The 16449-nt window shown below is 65.8% G+C and carries 12 protein-coding genes, 1 tRNA gene and 1 pseudogene; 5 read left to right on the top strand and 9 right to left on the bottom strand.

The annotated features are described in order from the left end of the window. Positions 1-386 precede the first annotated feature (386 nt). Both CKJ85_RS11185 and CKJ85_RS11180 read right to left on the bottom strand, forming a co-directional pair. Entirely contained in the window at positions 387-1598 is a 1212-nt protein-coding gene (locus tag CKJ85_RS11185; RefSeq protein ID WP_095554364.1) for an MFS transporter, read from the bottom strand. Positions 1599-1680: 82 nt separating this feature from the next. Further along, a complete protein-coding gene (locus CKJ85_RS11180) occupies positions 1681-2121 on the bottom strand; it encodes a MarR family winged helix-turn-helix transcriptional regulator (RefSeq protein WP_095554363.1) in 441 nt (146 codons plus the stop codon). Between the two features lie 59 nt (positions 2122-2180). On the opposite strand from CKJ85_RS11180, the pseudogene CKJ85_RS11175 reads away from it, so the two are divergent. Then, positions 2181-2498: pseudogene (locus CKJ85_RS11175) on the top strand (IS481 family transposase); the annotation flags it as partial. Positions 2499-2545: 47 nt separating this feature from the next. Here CKJ85_RS11175 and CKJ85_RS11170 read toward each other — a convergent pair. Beyond that, positions 2546-2619: transfer RNA gene (locus CKJ85_RS11170), tRNA-Leu, on the bottom strand. Between the two features lie 75 nt (positions 2620-2694). On the opposite strand from CKJ85_RS11170, the gene polA reads away from it, so the two are divergent. Continuing rightward, the gene (polA, locus tag CKJ85_RS11165) at positions 2695-5337 is read left to right on the top strand and encodes a DNA polymerase I (protein WP_095554362.1); all 2643 of its coding nucleotides are present in this window, start codon (positions 2695-2697) and stop codon (positions 5335-5337) included. 573 nt (positions 5338-5910) lie between these two features. Here the strand turns inward: polA and CKJ85_RS11160 are convergent. After that, positions 5911-6678 carry a class I SAM-dependent methyltransferase gene (locus CKJ85_RS11160; RefSeq protein WP_095554361.1) on the bottom strand — a complete coding sequence of 256 codons (768 nt, stop codon included), beginning with the start codon at positions 6676-6678 and terminating at the stop codon, positions 5911-5913. A 213-nt stretch (positions 6679-6891) separates the two neighbouring features. Here CKJ85_RS11160 and rpsA point away from each other — a divergent pair, with 213 nt between their 5' ends. From rpsA to CKJ85_RS11145, 3 genes are all read left to right on the top strand, one after another. Then, on the top strand, positions 6892-8355 hold the full coding sequence (rpsA, locus tag CKJ85_RS11155) for a 30S ribosomal protein S1 (RefSeq protein WP_095278821.1): 1464 nt from the start codon (positions 6892-6894) through the stop codon (positions 8353-8355). 84 nt (positions 8356-8439) lie between these two features. Then, positions 8440-9048 (top strand): dephospho-CoA kinase, encoded by a 609-nt coding sequence (gene coaE, locus CKJ85_RS11150; protein WP_095554360.1) that lies wholly within the window; start codon positions 8440-8442, stop codon positions 9046-9048. A gap of 57 nt (positions 9049-9105) precedes the next feature. Next, entirely contained in the window at positions 9106-9480 is a 375-nt protein-coding gene (locus tag CKJ85_RS11145) for a DUF4259 domain-containing protein (protein ID WP_095536477.1), read from the top strand. Between the two features lie 5 nt (positions 9481-9485). Here the strand turns inward: CKJ85_RS11145 and CKJ85_RS11140 are convergent, their stop codons facing one another. The 5 genes from CKJ85_RS11140 to CKJ85_RS11120 are packed head-to-tail and all read right to left on the bottom strand — an operon-like array spanning position 9486 to position 16445. After that, positions 9486-11222 (bottom strand): choline/carnitine O-acyltransferase, encoded by a 1737-nt coding sequence (locus CKJ85_RS11140; RefSeq protein ID WP_095554359.1) that lies wholly within the window; start codon positions 11220-11222, stop codon positions 9486-9488. 52 nt (positions 11223-11274) lie between these two features. Continuing rightward, a complete protein-coding gene (locus CKJ85_RS11135) occupies positions 11275-12921 on the bottom strand; it encodes an ABC transporter ATP-binding protein (protein WP_095554358.1) in 1647 nt (548 codons plus the stop codon). After that, positions 12918-13940, bottom strand: coding sequence for an ABC transporter permease (locus tag CKJ85_RS11130; protein WP_095546297.1), 1023 nt, complete (start codon positions 13938-13940; stop codon positions 12918-12920). The genes CKJ85_RS11135 and CKJ85_RS11130 overlap by 4 nt, the downstream gene beginning before the upstream one ends. Positions 13941-13942: 2 nt before the next feature. After that, on the bottom strand, positions 13943-14887 hold the full coding sequence (locus tag CKJ85_RS11125; protein WP_095536871.1) for an ABC transporter permease: 945 nt from the start codon (positions 14885-14887) through the stop codon (positions 13943-13945). A gap of 4 nt (positions 14888-14891) precedes the next feature. Beyond that, complete coding sequence (locus tag CKJ85_RS11120; protein ID WP_095278857.1) at positions 14892-16445, bottom strand: ABC transporter substrate-binding protein; 1554 nt, start codon at positions 16443-16445, stop codon at positions 14892-14894. Positions 16446-16449: the final 4 nt, after the last annotated feature.

The raw sequence follows: 16449 nt of genomic DNA, 5'->3' as shown, positions 1-16449 counted from the left end.
TGCGCATCGGAAGCATCGGGAGATGATGTTGGCGGATTCGCTTACGTGTACGTGGAAGGATTGTGATGTGCCGGCGTCACAGTGCGATGCGCATCATATGGTGGAGCATCAGCATGGGGGTGAGACTAAGGTGGGGAATTTGGGGTGGTTGTGTCGGTATCACAATTATCAGGCGGGTCGGCCGTCGCGTGGGCGGACGCAGCGTCGGGATGGGCGGATTGTGTGGGTCTCGCCGTCGGGTCGGGTCACACCGACTGGGGTGGATCATGCGGCGCGGGCGCCGTTTCGTAGCCCGGACCCGCCGGATGATGGGTAGCCTGCCGTCGCTTTCGAGTTAGCGCCAGTGCCCCTGGCGCTCAGAGGCATGCGCTGGGGCGGCGGCGTCGTTAAGCGAGGCGGCCCAGGTTGCGCTTGCCCACGAGCAAGATTGCGAGGGAGAGGACAAGCGACGCCGCGCCGAACCAGTACGGGACGCCCGCGCCGAGCGCGGCGGCAAGCGGGCCGGAGACCGCGGGGGCGATGGCGCCGCCGAGGAAGCGCAGTCCGGAATACGTGGAGGAGGCGACGTTGCGGGGGAGGTGGGTGGCTTCCATGACGGCCTCGGTGAGCACGGTGTTGAAGACGCCGATGAAGATGCCAGCGATGATGACCAGGGTGACGACCGCCGTGAGGTGCAGCGCGGCGAAACCGAGGCAGGCGAGTAGGACGCCGAAGCCGCCGAGGATCAGGTTCAGCACGGGGAAGAGGCCGAGCCATTGCACGAGGCGGGGTGCGAGGAACACCGAGGAGATGGCGAGTGTGAGGCCCCAGCCGAAGAAGACGAATCCCAGCTCGATGGCGCCGAAGTCCTTGCCTGCGAGCGAGGCGGCCTCCTCGATTGGGTACGGGGAGTATGCCAGAAGCGTGAAGAAGCCGAAATTGTAGAAGAACGCGACCAGTCCGAGCGTGAGCAGTGCCGGTTCCTTCAACGCGACGAAGCCTGCGCTGAATTCGACGGGGGCGGGATTGTTGGACTTGCGCTTGAGGAGCGTCGCGATTGCGAGAAAGCCGATGGCCATGAGGACGGCGGTGCCGTAGAAGGGGGCTCGCCAAGAGATCTCGCCGAGGAGACCACCGGCCAGCGGGCCGACGGCGAGGCCGATGCCCATCGCCGCTTCGTAGAGGATGATGGCTTGACCGGCGCTGCCTGCGGCGGCGCCCACGATCGCCGCGAGCGCGGTGGAGATGAACAGGGCGTTGCCCAAGCCCCAGCCGGCGCGGAACCCGATGATGGCGTCGACGGAGCCGGCGGCGCCGGACAAAAACGCGAAGACGACGATGAGTGCGAGGCCAATCAAGAGTGTGACCTTGACTCCGATTCGCGAGGAGATGAAGGCGCTGAAAAACATTGCGAGCGCCGTGATGAGCAGGTAGCTGGTGAACAGCAGCATCGTCTGCGTGGGGGACGCGTCGAGTTCGCGGCTGATTGCAGGCAGAATCGGATCGACCAAGCCGATGCCCATAAACGAGACCGTGCAGGCGAACGCGAGGGCCCACACAGCGATTGGTTGCTTCAGTATTGAATGCGGTTCGGCGTCTTCCAAACCAGCGTTGGACATGAAAACCTCCTTGTTTTTGGGCATGGCAAATGTGGTGGGGTCGACTGGATTGCCGACCTCGGTAAGTAGGAATGCAGATGCGCTAGCGCTTCTCGGAGAGTTCCTCGGTGATCTGCTGGAGCAGTTCGGAGGCGCGGTGAAGCACGGCGATGTCGTCGTCGCTCAGCGTGTCCAGCACAGGCAGAATCTGGGCGGCGGAGTCGTTGCGGTACTTCAGGAGAATGTCGCGGCCCTTGTCGGTGATCATGAGGTCCGCGGCGCGCGCGTCTTCGGGCGAGGGGTGGCGGGTGATGAAGCCGCCGTCGACAAGCTTCTTGATTGCCTGACTCATGGACGGCTGTGTGATACCCTCACGACGTGCGAGTTCTCCGACGCGAAGTCCGGGCTCGCGATTGAGTGCGGACATCGCGCGCAGCGAGACGTACGAGAGTTGTACCGGCGTTGCTTGATATGCGGTCCGTGCGAAGCGGCTGCTGGCCCACACGAGGCTGTTGGCGAGCTGTGCTTGTTCGTCAATCTGCATAGCGTAAATATATACTATGCCTATGTAAGTTGCAATCCGGGCCCACGCCAGGGTGATCTACCCCTGCGGAGGCCTACAACGCTTTACCCAAAGCGCACCCCCGACCAGACATCAAGGCTCATGACTACCGCCTGCGAACCGACAAAGTCGCCAAAAACGGCAAAACAACACTGCGATGGGGCGGCCAACTCAGACGCCTCTACATCGGACGCCGATGGGCCGGAGAACCCATCACCATCATGTGCGTAGACAACACCGCAGACATCAAAATCACGGCCACGGGGCAACACATAGCCCACTACACATTGACACCGGACAAGATCTACTACAACCAAAAAGACAACGAACTCAACCCCAACCCGGGCAACAAAAATTAAAGAAGCCCCGAGACATAACCGGAACGATGTCTCGAGACTTCACAGCGTGCCCCAGGTGAGACTCGAACTCACACTGGACGGGTTTTGAATCCGTTGCCTCTGCCAATTGGGCTACTGGGGCTCGCGGAAAAGTGTAGCGGATGCGCGTGAGGATCTGGAAATTGCGTGGCGTGGGCGGTCGCTAGACTGGTGCACCGTGACTGATCAAAAACGCCTCCTGCTCATCGACGGCCACTCCATGGCCTTCCGCGCCTTCTACGCCCTGCCGGCGGAGAACTTCTCCACCACGGGCGGGCAGCACACGAACGCGGTGTACGGCTTCCTCTCCATGTTTGCCAACATCCTCGCCGACGAGGCCCCGACGCACGTCGCGGTCGCCTTTGACGTCGGCCGCAAGACGTTCCGCACGGAGCGCTTCCCGGAGTACAAGGCGCAGCGCGAGTCGGCGCCGCCGGAGTTCAAGGGCCAAGTCCCGATCATCGAGGACGTGCTGCACACGCTCGGCATCGTCACGCTGTCGAAGGAGAACTTCGAGGCCGACGACATCGTCGCCACGCTGGTCACCCAGGCGCGCGGCGACTACGAAATCGTCATCGTCACCGGTGACCGCGACTATTTGCAGCTTGTCGACGCCCACACGACCGTGCTCTACCCAACCCGCGGCGTCTCCACGCTCACCCGGTTCACCCCGGAAGAGGTGGAGAAGAAGTACGGCCTCACGCCTGAGCAGTACCCGGACTACGCGGCGCTGCGTGGCGACCCGTCGGACAACCTGCCGAGCGTGCCGAAGGTGGGCGAGAAGACGGCGACGAAGTGGATCGTGAAGTACGGCTCGCTCGCGGAGCTCATCGCCCACGCCGACGAGATCAAGGGCGTGGCGGGGAACAACTTCCGCGAACGCATCGAGCAGGTGCAGCTCAACCGCGAGCTCACCCAGATGGTCACGGACGTCGAGCTGCCGGTCGGCCCGGACGAGCTGGCGCTGACAACCGCGGACGTGGGGGAGGTCTCCACGGCGTTCGATGACCTGGAGTTCGGCGCCAACCTGCGCGAGCGTGTGCTCAAGGCCGTGCCGACCGAGGGTGATGCGGCCGAGCAACAGGCGCCGGTGGAGCTCGCGGACGTCGAGATTGCGGACGAGCCGCTGGACTCCTGGCTCGAGGCCCGCCGCGGGGAGGGGCTCGCCGTGTACCTGGCTGGTTCCGCGGTGCCGGCGGGTGGTGATGTGACGGGGCTGGGGATCGTCGATAAGCAAAGGCACGGCATCCAGCGAGACACTGCCGAGCTTTCCCCGGCCGAGGACGCGGCGCTCAAAGCCTGGCTGGAGTCGGAGGACCCGAAGTACCTCCACGACGCGAAGGGCGCGTACCACATGCTGCGCGGGCGCGAGATCGAGCTGCGCGGGATCGCGCACGACACGGCGATCGCGGCCTACCTGCTGCGGCCCGGCCAGCGCACGTACGGCCTCGAGGACGTCTACCAGCGTCACCTGCAGCGCCAGCTCACCGTGGGTGGGGACCAGTTGAGTCTGCTCGAGGACACCTCGCTTATCGACGCCGCCGCGGCCGTCCTCGAACTCGCCGAGGAACTCACCGCGCAGCTGCGCGACATCGACGAATACGAACTCTACGCGGACCTGGAACTCCCGCTGGTGCCAATCCTCGCCGAGATGGAGCACACCGGCATCGCCGTGGACCGCGACGTGCTCGAGGTGCAGCGCAAGGACTTCGCCGACAAGGTCACCCAGGTGGAGGAGAAGGCGCGCGAGCTTGTCGACGAGCCCGAGCTCAACCTGTCCAGCCCGAAGCAGCTCTCCGTGGTGCTCTTTGACAAGCTCGAGCTGCCGAAGACGAAGAAGACGAAGACGGGGTACTCGACGGCGGCGTCGGAAATCGAGGCGCTGGCGGAGAAGCACCCGCACGAGTTCCTTGACTACCTGCTGCTGCACCGCGAGTACCAAAAGATGAAGTCCACCATCGAGGGCCTCATCAAGGCGGTCGGCGACGATGGCCGGATTCACACGACGTTCAAGCAGACGGTGGCGTCGACAGGCAGGCTCAGCTCCGCGGACCCGAACCTGCAAAACATCCCGGTGCGGACAGACGCGGGCCGCGAAATCCGCTCCGCCTTCAGGGTCGGCGAGGGCTACGAATGCCTGCTGACGGCCGACTACTCGCAGATTGAGATGCGCGTGATGGCGCACCTGTCGCGCGACGAGGGCCTCATCGAGGCGTACAAGGCGGGGGAGGACCTCCACAACTTCGTGGGCTCGCGCGTCTTCGACGTGCCGATCGGCCAGGTCACGCCCGAGTTGCGCCGTCGCGTGAAGGCGATGAGCTACGGCCTGGTGTACGGGCTGTCGGCCTACGGGCTGTCGAACCAGCTGGGCATCTCGGCGGGCGAAGCGAAGCAGATCATGGAGAGCTACTTCGAGCGCTTCGGCGGTGTGAAGCGCTACCTGGATGAGGTGGTCGAGCAGGCGCGGCGCGACGGCTACACCTCAACCCTGTTCGGCCGCCGCCGCTACCTGCCTGAGCTGAACAGTGAAAACCGGGTCGCGCGCGAGAACGCGGAGCGCGCGGCGCTCAACGCGCCGATCCAAGGGACGGCTGCGGACATCATTAAGGTTGCGATGGTCCGCGTCGACAAGGCGCTCGCGGGCTACCAGTCGCGAGTGCTGCTCCAGGTGCACGACGAACTTGTCGTCGAGGTTGCCGCGGGTGAGCTCGACGAGGTGCGCGGGATCGTCGAGCGAGAAATGGATGGGGCGATCTCGCTGCTGGTGCCGCTCGAGGTTTCCGCCGGCACGGGCACGAACTGGAACGAGGCGGCGCACTAAACGCACGGAAAATCGCGGAAACACACGGAAAAGCGCGGGGTGTGCCGTCTCCGTGCAGTTCACCCCGCGCCTTTCACACTCAGCTGCGGGCAGAGCCGCCGCTGAGGGACGAGGAGGCGGGCACCAGGGCCGTTAATCTCGTGCCCGCCTCTCGCGCAGCATTCCGGGGAATGCTGCATCCCCCTTCCCCCCGATCGCGTGGCGAACCCCCTCCACCACGCTGTGCTTCCCTTTTCACTTAAACCCCCTGTGAGCGGGGAAGGGTTTTCGATGTTTTTCCCGCCTCAGTGGTCTTCCCTTACCAGAGGGGCGAGCTTCGAAAACCAAGAGCGAGTTTAACATGTTGTGAGCGAATTGCCGGGTTCGCCTTACGTGAAACTCAGGTATGAAGAAGCATTTATATTTTATGACGAGTCTCACGATGTGGAAATATCTTGACCTGCAAGTTGGCTGTGTATAGGTCGATTTTCTCGGAAAAGCGGTAAATGGTCATCTCACTTCAAGGAGCGGTGCAATTGCCCCTATATGGGGGTGTTGGGTTCGGGGAGAAGCTGAGAGTGTGGGAAGTGAAGCTTAGACCGCCTGGGTAGCGAAGATGGCTGTGCCCGGGAAGAGCGCGCCGCGCTCCGGTGACCACTGCCCCCAGGTTTCTGTGAGGGTGGGCGGCCAGGTTGGCTCGGTGACGTCGACAAGCGGCAGTCCCGCTGTACGGAGGGCGCGGACCCAGTCGCCGAACGTGCGGTGGTATTCCGCGTAGGTCAATCGGCCCTCGGCGTCGCGCTCCTCGTAAGCGCGGTCGAAGTAGCTGATCTCGGCGGTGGTGGAGACGGGGTCGTCGGGGAAGACCCAGCGCATGGGGTGCGTGACGCTGAAGACGAAGCGTGCGCCGGGGCGCAGGACGCGGCGGATCTCGGAGAGGGCCACGTCGAGGTCGGCGACGAACGGCAGCGCGCCGAAGGCGGAGAATGCGACGTCGAAGGCGGCGTCGCGGTACGGGAGGGCGAGCACGTCCGCTTGTGCGAGGGGGAGTCCGGTGGGCGCGCGGCGCAACATGCCCGCGGAAATGTCGAATCCCGTGACCAGTTCGGCGTCCTGCGCAGTGTGTGCGAGCCACGCGCTGCACGGGGCGGAGCCGCACCCGATCTCCAGCACGCTGCGCCCGGCGAGGTCGCCGAGGAGGCGTGCCTCCGACTCGTGGAGCATCTCCGGGCACCAGTAGAAACTTGACAGGTACGCCGCGTGATCGGCGTGGTAGCGTGCCGCGTCATCGTCCCAGAATTGGCGGTTTGCCGCGGAGGGGGTGACGGTGGCGTCGATAAGCGAATGATCGGAATTGTGCATGACGGATATTATTTGCTTAAGCAGGTGAAACGGACTACCCTTGCAGGGGCGCATCGACGTATCGGGGCGACACCGGCCGTAATAGGAGGGCCTGGGTCGATCCTCGCGCGAGATCTTTCCCACGTCAAGCCCCCCCATTGGAAGGTGAACTGGGTGGAGAGATGCGCCCCTGTCCAATTTCGATCTCCTATTCATTTCGGAGCACATATACTTATGCGCACTACTAACGCACCCCAGGTTGCTATCAATGACATCGGTGGCCCTGAGGAATTTCTCGCTGCAGTCGACGCCACCATCAAGTACTTCAACGACGGTGACATCGTCAGTGGCAAGGTTGTCAAGGTTGACCACGACGAGGTCCTCCTTGACATCGGCTACAAGACCGAGGGCGTCATCCCGACGCGCGAGCTGTCCATCAAGCACGACGTCGACCCGGACGAGGTTGTCGAGGTCGGCGACGAGATCGACGCGCTTGTCCTGACCAAGGAGGACAAGGAAGGTCGCCTGATTCTGTCCAAGAAGCGCGCTCAGTACGAGCGTGCTTGGGGCACCATCGAGGAGCTGCAGAACAACGACCAGCCGGTTACCGGTACGGTCATCGAGGTTGTCAAGGGCGGCCTCATCCTGGACATCGGCCTGCGCGGCTTCCTGCCGGCATCGCTGGTTGAGATGCGTCGCGTCCGCGACCTGGAGCCGTACATCGGCCAGGAGCTCGAGGCGAAGATCATCGAGCTGGACAAGCACCGCAACAACGTCGTGCTGTCCCGCCGCGCCTACCTGGAGGAGACCCAGTCCGCGGTCCGCTCCGACTTCCTGCACCAGCTGCAGAAGGGCCAGGTCCGCAAGGGCGTCGTGTCCTCCATCGTCAACTTCGGCGCCTTCGTCGATCTCGGCGGCGTCGACGGCCTGGTCCACGTGTCCGAGCTGTCCTGGAAGCACATCGACCACCCGTCCGAGGTTGTCACCGTGGGCGACGAGGTCACCGTCGAGGTGCTCGACGTGGACCTGGACCGCGAGCGCGTGTCCCTGTCGCTGAAGGCAACCCAGGAGGATCCGTGGCGCGTGTTCGCACGCACCCACGCCGTGGGCCAGATCGTCCCGGGCAAGGTCACCAAGCTCGTCCCGTTCGGTGCGTTCGTCCGCGTCGACGAGGGCATCGAGGGCCTCGTTCACATCTCCGAGCTGGCGCAGCGCCACGTCGAGGTGCCGGACCAGGTTGTCAACGTGGGCGAAGAGGTCATGGTCAAGGTCATCGACATCGACCTGGACCGTCGCCGCATCTCCCTGTCCCTCAAGCAGGCTGACGAGGACTTCACCGAGGAGTTCGATCCGTCCCGCTACGGCATGGCCGACTCCTACGACGAGCAGGGCAACTACATCTTCCCGGAGGGCTTCGACCCGGAGACCAACGAGTGGATGGAAGGCTACGACGAGGCTCGCCAGGAGTGGGAGGCACGCTACGCCGAGGCAGAGCGTCGCCACCAGGCGCACGCCGGCCAGGTGGAGCGTCACCGCGCCGCAGCCGCAGAGGCCGCCGACCAGGCAGCAGACCAGGCAAACTACTCTTCCGACTCCAACGCTGCAGCTCCGGCAGCGGAGCCGGCAGAGTCGTCCATGGGCTCCCTGGCTTCGGATGAGCAGCTCGCCGCACTGCGCGACAAGCTCACCGGCAACTAAATCCTCCATGTGAGGTCGCACGGCGGCCCGCACCCAGTCGCTTATCGACGGGGCGCGGGCCGCTTTGCTCTATCATCGGTGCCCATGTACATGATCGGATTGACCGGCGGCATCGGCAGCGGCAAGTCCACGGTCGCGGCGCTTATGCGCCAGCGTGGCTTTCCCGTCGTTGACGCCGACCAGGTGGCCCGCGACAACATGGAACCCGGCTCGCCCGTCCTCGCCGCAGTGGCGGAGGAGTTCGGCGCCGACCTGTTGGGACCGGACGGCGCGCTGGACCGGGCGGAACTGGCCCGCCGCGCATTCGCCTCGGAGGAGGCGACACAACGACTCAACGCCATCACCCACCCAGCGATCCGCGCGGAATCCGCCCGCAGGTTCGCCGCGCTGGAGGCCGCTGGGGAGCGGGCAGCGGTATACGACATGCCGCTGCTCGTGGAGCTCGGCATGGACCAGGACATGGACATGACCGTCGTGGTCGACGTGAATCCGGAGGAACGCGTGCGGCGCCTGGTGGCGCACCGCGGGCTGGACGAGGCCGACGCGCGCAACCGCATCGCGCGGCAAATCCCGGACGTCGAGCGCCGCGCAGCGGCAGACGTGGTGCTGGATAATAACGGCACGGAGGACAAACTTGCACAGCAGGTAGACACGTTGGCAAACCGGATTACCAACATATTGCTTGACGTTTAAGTATTGTTCGCTTTACGGAAAGCAACCTGCAACCAGCCGGTCTTAAGCTCACTGGCCATGGGAACGTGGAACTATGGGCCGTTTGATAATGACCACGCGCGCGACGCCGTGCGTCAGCTTGCCAATGGCACGTTCCGCATGGATAAGTTCCGCTTCGCCTGCCGCGAGCTGCCCCTTGATTCGGGCCAGGCCGAGGTCGTCGTCGCCCTCGTTGCCGTGATGAACGGCAACCTGCCCTCCGAAGAGTTCCACGAGGCTCTGGCGTTTGAATTTTCGTTCCGCGACCGACGCTGGCTGGAGCACCAGGTCCGTGAGCTGATGTCCTCGCCCGACTCCGACTTGTACGAGCAATGGCTCGACGCCGGCGAGCTCGAGCAGTGGCTGGCGGCGACCCGTCGCGCCACGGGGTTTACGGGTTTCGCCGACGCGTAGCCCCGCTAGAGGTTCGCGCAGAACTCCCACAGGAGCTCGGCGGCGCGCGTGAGGTTACGGAGAAACTCCTCGGGCCGCTCCGCGGTGTCCGCGTTGTAGGACACGCAGTACTCGGTAGCCTTCGGCAGCGGCGTGTAGGCCACGCCGAAGCCCTCGGGCAGCGTCGGCGCGAAGGCGTACCGCACGATCTGGTCCGCGCCGCCGATCGAGGTGGTTGAGAGGAAGTCCTGGCGCGCCGCGATGGTGGTCTCGTCGGTGAAGAACTCCGCCGGGGGCAACCGTTCGTCGAGGCGCTCGAGCATCTGAATGTGGCGGTCAAACCCGTTACCGGACTTGCAACGCTTCACCCACGCGCGGTGGGCGTCGACAGCGGCCACGAGCTGCTCCTGGGTGGCATCGCCGTCCACCAGGTGGCGGGCGAAGGCGACGGCCTCGGAGGTCGCCGCGCGCAGGCACTCGGTGCGGCCGGCGCGGAACTCGCGCATGTCAACGGCCTCGTACACCGCACGCACGCGGCCGTAGGTGAGCTGCTGCGCGATGGATAGGATGAGCTGTGCGCTCGCGTCGCGGCTGAACTTGAACGGTAGGTCGTCCGGTTGGTTGATGTCTACGGGGACGATCTCGGCGGTGTACGGTTGCGCGTAGTCGCCGGTGATGTTGGTGTACGAGCGCACCTCGCGCGCAATGTCCGAGATGTTGCTGTCCAACTCCCAGCGCAGCTCCTGCGGGGCACGCGCGGTCATCGACGCGGACTCGGTGACGTCGGCGTCGTGCATCCGCGTAAGCGCCGTGACCAGTGTCGCCCCGTCCTGGCAGCTGTGCTCGACGTGGACTGCGGTCCACGGGCTGTCCACCCCGAACTGGTAGCTCAGCGGCTTGTAGGTCCAAGCGCCGCGCGGGCGGAACGTCAGGTCCGCCAGGAGCGCGGCGTCGCTGCGGCCCGCGGCGTCCACGAGGTCCACAGTGAACAACAGGTCGCGGAGGCGCGCGTAGGTGCCGGGGTTCTGCGTGAAGAGGCCCGAGAGGGCGTCGCCAAGCGGGCCGGACCCGATCAGCGACGCAGCGTTGAAGTCGGCGTTGAAGTCGGCGGCCTCATCGGTGGACAGCAGCTCGTCGAACGCCGCGGAGAGTTGGTCAAGCGGCGCGACGTTGCCGTCGGCGTCGCTGATCTGCAGGGCGAAGAGGCGACCGCGCACGAACACGCCGATTTCCCGATCCGCGACGTCGCGATCGCAAACAGTGACGTCGTCCACGTCGACGTTCGGGTGGCGGACGCCGCCGTTGTAGACAAACCACTGGTTCATGGTGATGCGGTTGCCGCGCGCGTCTACGTCTTCGGGAACCTGTTGCGCCGCGGCCTGCAGGTGCACAGTGGCGATGCGTTGCACGGCGCTGGCAACCCGGCTCGTGCCTGTGCCGTCGCCGAAGGGCGCGAGCTGGAACCCAACGTTCGTGCTCAGCTGCAGTGGCTCCCGGTTTTCCAGGTACCCCTCGTACCACTCGTCGTGCAGCCAGTTCGTGCCTTCCTTCTCGCGGGCGGCGGCACGGTCGCGCAGGGTGGCGTCGAGAAGCGGCCCATCGCCCTGCGCGAAACCCTCGATGACGCGAGTGGCGTGGGCGAGATCCTCCTCGCTGAGTACCGCGGAGAGTGCGGTGCGGTATGCCTCGAGTGTCTGCCCGAGCGGCGGCAGGGGCAGCGGCTTGAGATCGACGGTGGCGGGGTGGACGGGCAAGGAGTGCACGGTGGCTCGCTTCCTAGGCTGGGGTCAGATCATCCACCAGCCTAGCGGGCCGCTACAGCGAGGGGACGTCCGCGAGCAGGTGCTTGGTGTAGTCGTGCTGCGGGTTCTCCAGGACCTCGTCGACGGTGCCGGCATCCACGATCACGCCCTTGTTCAGCACCGCGATGCGCGTGGCCACGTGGCGGGCGAGTGCGATGTTGTGGGTGACAAAGAGCATGGACAGGCCCCGCTCGCGGCGCAGCTTGGCCAGCAGGCGCAGGATAGAGGCCTGCACGGAAACGTCGAGCGCGGAGGTCACCTCGTCGCACACGAGCACGGACGGGGCGTTGACCAGGGCGCGGCCGATCGCCGCGCGCTGGCGCTCGCCGCCGGAGAGGTCGCCGGGCCGGCGGTCGTAGAAGCTGGGGTCGAGCTGCACGGCCTCGAGCACCTCGTACACCACGTCGCGCTGCTCGCGCTTGGGCAGGCGCTTCGACAGCTGCATCGGCACGCTCAGCGACTCGCCGATCGTGCGCCGCGGGTTCAGCGAGGAGAACGGGGACTGGAAGATGTACTGCACCGCCTGGCGCTGGTCCAGCGTGCGCTTGCGGCTACCGTGCGCGAGTTCCTCGCCCCCGAGCGCGACCGTGCCGGTGTACCCGGGATTCAGCCCCGCGATGGAGCGCGCGAGGGTGGTTTTGCCCGACCCGGACTCGCCGAGCAGCAGGATCGAGTCGCCCTCGTTGAGCTCGAGGTCGATGCCGTGGAGCACCTTGTTGTCGCCGTAGGACATCTCCAGGTTGCGGACCTGCAGGAGCGGGGCCGGGCCCTCGCTTATCGACGCCCCCGCGCCACCCTTGTCCGCGCCGCCCGCCTCGCGCCCGGCGAGGTTCTTCTTCCCCGCGAGGTCCGGGATGGAGGCGAGCAGCCGCTGGGTGTAGCGGTGCTGCGGGGAGTACAGGACCGATTGGACGGGGCCTTCCTCCACGATGTCGCCGCGGAGCATGACGATGACGCGGTCGACCAGCTCCGCGACGACGGCGAGGTCGTGCGTGATGTAGAGAGAGGCGACGGCGTGGCGGACGGTCATCTCGCGGATCGTTTCCAACACGTGCGCCTGGGTCGAGACGTCGAGGCCGGTGGTGGGCTCGTCGAGGACGAGCACGTCGGGGTGCATCGCGAACGCCATCGCGATGCCGACGCGCTGCTGCTGGCCGCCGGAGAGCTGGTGGGGCCAGCGCGCGAGGTACGCGTCGTCGTCGGGCAGGTCGACGTCCCGCATGACTTCGCGGACGCGCGCGGCGGCGTCCCCGTCGTAGTTGTGCTGGTCCAGCACCTCGGAGATCTGCTCGCCGATCCGCATGGTGGGGTTGAGGCTCAGCGCGGGGTCCTGGGGCACGTAGGCGACGCGGGCGCCGCGCAGCTGGCGCAAGTCGTCCTCGCCGAGGCCGAGGACGTCGACGGTGTCGCCGTTGCGGGTGTGGAGGGTGACGGTGCCGTCGGTAAGCGAAAGCCCCTCGCGGCAGTGACCGAGCGCGGCGAGACCCGCCGTGGTCTTGCCGGAGCCGGATTCGCCGACCAGGCCGACGATCTCGCCGCGGTGCAGGTCGAAGTCGATGCCGTGCAGGATTTCGGTGCCGTCGTTGGCGCGGATGCGCAGGTCGCGGACGCTCAGTACGGTGCCGGCGGCGTCGGTGGGGGTGGTGATCGCGGTGGTCATCGTTGGGCCTCCTCGGACTCGGTGGCGGTAGGTGCGTCGTGGCGGATGGGCTCGTTCTTCGGCTTCCGCGCGGCGTCGAGCTGCTCGGGCGTGGGGCGCGCGGGCATGGCGGTGGACGCGGTGGCGCGCGCGGTGGCGTCGGCAAGCATGTTGGTGCCGATGGTGAGCAGCGCGATGGCCGCGACCGGCAAGATGACGCCCCAGGGCTGGAGCGAGAGTGCGATGCGGTTCTCGTTGATCATCAAGCCCCAGTCCGCGGCGGGCGGTTGGATGCCTAGACCGAGGAAGGACAGCGAGGCGATGGAGCCGATGGAGTAGGTGAGTCGCAGTCCGGCTTCGACGGCGAGGGGGCCGGTGATGTTGGGCAGGATCTCGCGGAGCAGGATGCGCCAGTGAGGCATGGAGTACATCTGGGCGGCGCGGATGTAGTCCTCGTTGGTCACCGACATTGTGGACGCGCGGGCGACGCGGGCGATGCGTGGCGCGTGGGTGAGCCCGATCACCAGCACGAGGACGGTGGCGGAGGGTCCGAAGATGACGATCGCCAGCATGGCGAAGATGAGCTGCGGGAAGGCGAGCACGACGTCGTTGATGCGCATGAGGACTGCGTCGACCCAACCGCCCGCGTAGCCGGCGACCATGCCGATGAGCGTGCCGACGAGCATGCCGAGCGCAGTGGCCAAAAACGCGGTGACTAGCAGGACCAAGCCGCCGGCGATGAAGCGGGAGAAGACCGAACGGCCGAGGTTGTCGGTGCCGAATGCGCCCTCGTTGGTGAACGGCAGCCCGAGGAACTCGGTGGAGGAGTAGCCGGTGAGCTGCTCTGCGAAGAGGTAGCCGATGACGGTGCACACGACGATGAGGGAGGTGAGGACGAGCCCGACCTTGCCCTCGGGGATTGCCCAGATGCGGGCGAGCACCGGCGCGGGTTTGGACGCGGATTCCTTGAGCGTCTCGAACTCGTCAGCGGGCTCGTTGCCTGCGGTGCTGTGGGCACCGGTGGTATTCGGTGTGGTCATTGCTAGCTCCTCAGTTTCGGGTTGGCCGTAATGCTGACGATGTCCGCGATGAGGTTCACCACGACGTAGACCGCGGCGATCAGGAGGGACACGGCTTGCACGACTTGGACGTCGCGGTAATTCACGGCGTCAATGAGCGCGACGCCCAAGCCGGGGTAGCGGAACAGGTACTCTACGACGACGATGCCGCCGGCGAGCCACGCAAGCTGGATGGCCACCACCTGCGCGATCGGCCCGACCGCGTGTGGCAGCGCGTGGCGGAAGATGACGCGCCGCTCGGGCACGCCCTTCAGGCGCGCCATCTCGACGTAGCCGGAGTCCAGCGTTTCCACCATCGTCGCGCGGGTCATGCGCGCGATGTACGGGCTGACCACCAGCGCGAGCGTGATCGTGGGCAGGATGAGCTGGGACGGGAACTCCCAGACGTGGCTGCCGGGCGGGGACATCGTGACCGCCGGGAGCACCTTGAACACGGAGGTGGCAAACAGCGTGATCAGCGCGATACCGATGACAAACTCCGGCATGGCGGCGAGGATCAGCGTCACCCACGTGATCGCCTGGTCGCGCTTGGTGCCGCGCCACCAGGCGGCGTAGATGCCAACCAGGATGCCAACTGGGATGGCCACGACGGCCGCGAGCACCATGAGCACGAGCGAGTTGGCCAGCGGCTCGCCGAGCAAGTCCGCGACCGGGCCGCCGGTAGACGTCGAGGTCCCCAGGTCCCCGGTGAAGATGCCGCCGAGCCACATGAAGTAGCGCTGCAGCGGGGGCTTGTCCAGGTTCATCTCGGCCTCCAGCGCGGCGATGCGCTCTGGCGTGGCTTGCTGGCCGAGGATCGCCGTGGCGGGGGAGCCCGGCAGCAGCAGCGTGGCACAGAAGATGATGATGGACACGGCGATGAGGATGAAGATGCTCACCGCGAGTCGGCGCAGAATGAATTTGCCCATGATGTTATGCCTCCGCGAGCCAGATTTTGTGGAACATTGCTTGCGACAGCGGCACACCGCTCGGGTGCGGCGTGAGCCCGACCACGTAGTTGTGGTACGCGTCGACCTGGTTGGCAAAGCCCCAGATGATGTAGCCGCCTTCGTCGTAAAGCTCTTGCTGTAGTTCTCGGATGCGTGCCTCGCGCTCGGGCTTATCGACGATCGCGCGTGCCTCATGCACCCGCTGGGTGAAGTCCTCGCGCACCCAATGCGTCTCGTTGAACGGGGAGTCCGCCGTGGCACACTGGTTGACCTGCTGAAGGAAGTTGCGCGTGTACCAGAACGACTGCGCGAGCGGGTATTCCAGGTAGTTTCCGGACGCGTAGAACGTGGAGGAATCCACCTGCTGGATGTTGACGGTGATGCCTGCCTCGCGGGCCTGCTCGGCGAAGACCTGGGCGGTGCGCACGGCGCCAGACTGGATCTCGGAGGTGACCAGGTCCACCTCGATGCCATCCGGGTAACCGGCCTCCGCGAGCAGCTCCTTCGCCTTCTGCACGTCCTGTTCTCGTTGCGGGAAGTCCCGGGGGTAGGCCTCGTCGTAGAGCGCGAACATGTCGTTGCCCAGCTGGCCCTGGCCGGAGTAGACCTGGTCGACCATCTGCTGCCGGTTCACCGCGAGGCGCATCGCCTGACGCACGCGGACGTCGTCAAACGGAGCGACGTCGACGCGCATGGTCAGCGGCAGCCACATGCCGGTTTCAGAGATGAGCGTGCTCAGGCGCGGATCTTCATCGATGACGCGGGCGAGCGCGTGGTTGAGGCTGCCGATCGCATCCACCTGGGAAGACAGCAGCGCGTTGAGCATGGCGTCCTCCTCCTGGAAATCGATGATGCGCACCGCGTCCAGGTGCGCGGGGCCGGCCCAGTAGTTGTCGTTGCGCACGAGTGTGGTGGACTGGCCCGCCGTAAAGTCCTCGAGCGTGAACGGGCCCGCGCCGATTGGGTGTTCCGGGTCGTAGTCTTCGGGGACGATGCCCATCTGGTACTCCGCGAGCGAATCGACCAACGCGGCGTCCGCGACCGCGAGCCGGATGAGCAGCCGCCGGTTGTCCAGCACCTCCATGCTGTCGATGTGGGAGATCGAGGCCGCGCCGGACTTCGGGTCCTGCGGGTCGCGGATGCGGTCGTAGGAGAACATGACGTCCTCGGGCCGGACGGGGCGGCCGTCGGAGAACTGCGCGCCCTCGCGCAGCGTGATCGTCCATTCGGTGGCGTCCGCGTTGGGCTCGATCGCCTCCGCGAGGCGGTACTCCAGGTTGTAGTCGTCGTCGCGGCGCGCCAGCGCGTCGTACAAATTGATCACGCGCGCGGCGTCGCTCGTACTGGTGGGCACGTGCGCGTCCACGGTATCCGTGGACGAGCCGCCGACGAGTCCGATGCGCAGCGTGCCGCCCTGCTTGGGTGGGCCGGAGGTATCAATGTCGTCGACGGGTGCGGTGGAACAGGATGCGAGCGCGAGCGTCGCGCCTCCCATCACCGTGGCCTGCAGCAGCTGCCTGCGGCTCAATTGCAACATGTCG

Source organism: Corynebacterium sp. NML 150383 (assembly GCF_002285085.1).
Lineage (GTDB): Bacteria > Actinomycetota > Actinomycetes > Mycobacteriales > Mycobacteriaceae > Corynebacterium > Corynebacterium gottingense.
The sequence above is the reverse complement of the archived record's forward strand: the minus strand, read 5'-3'. Positions and strand labels throughout refer to the sequence as shown.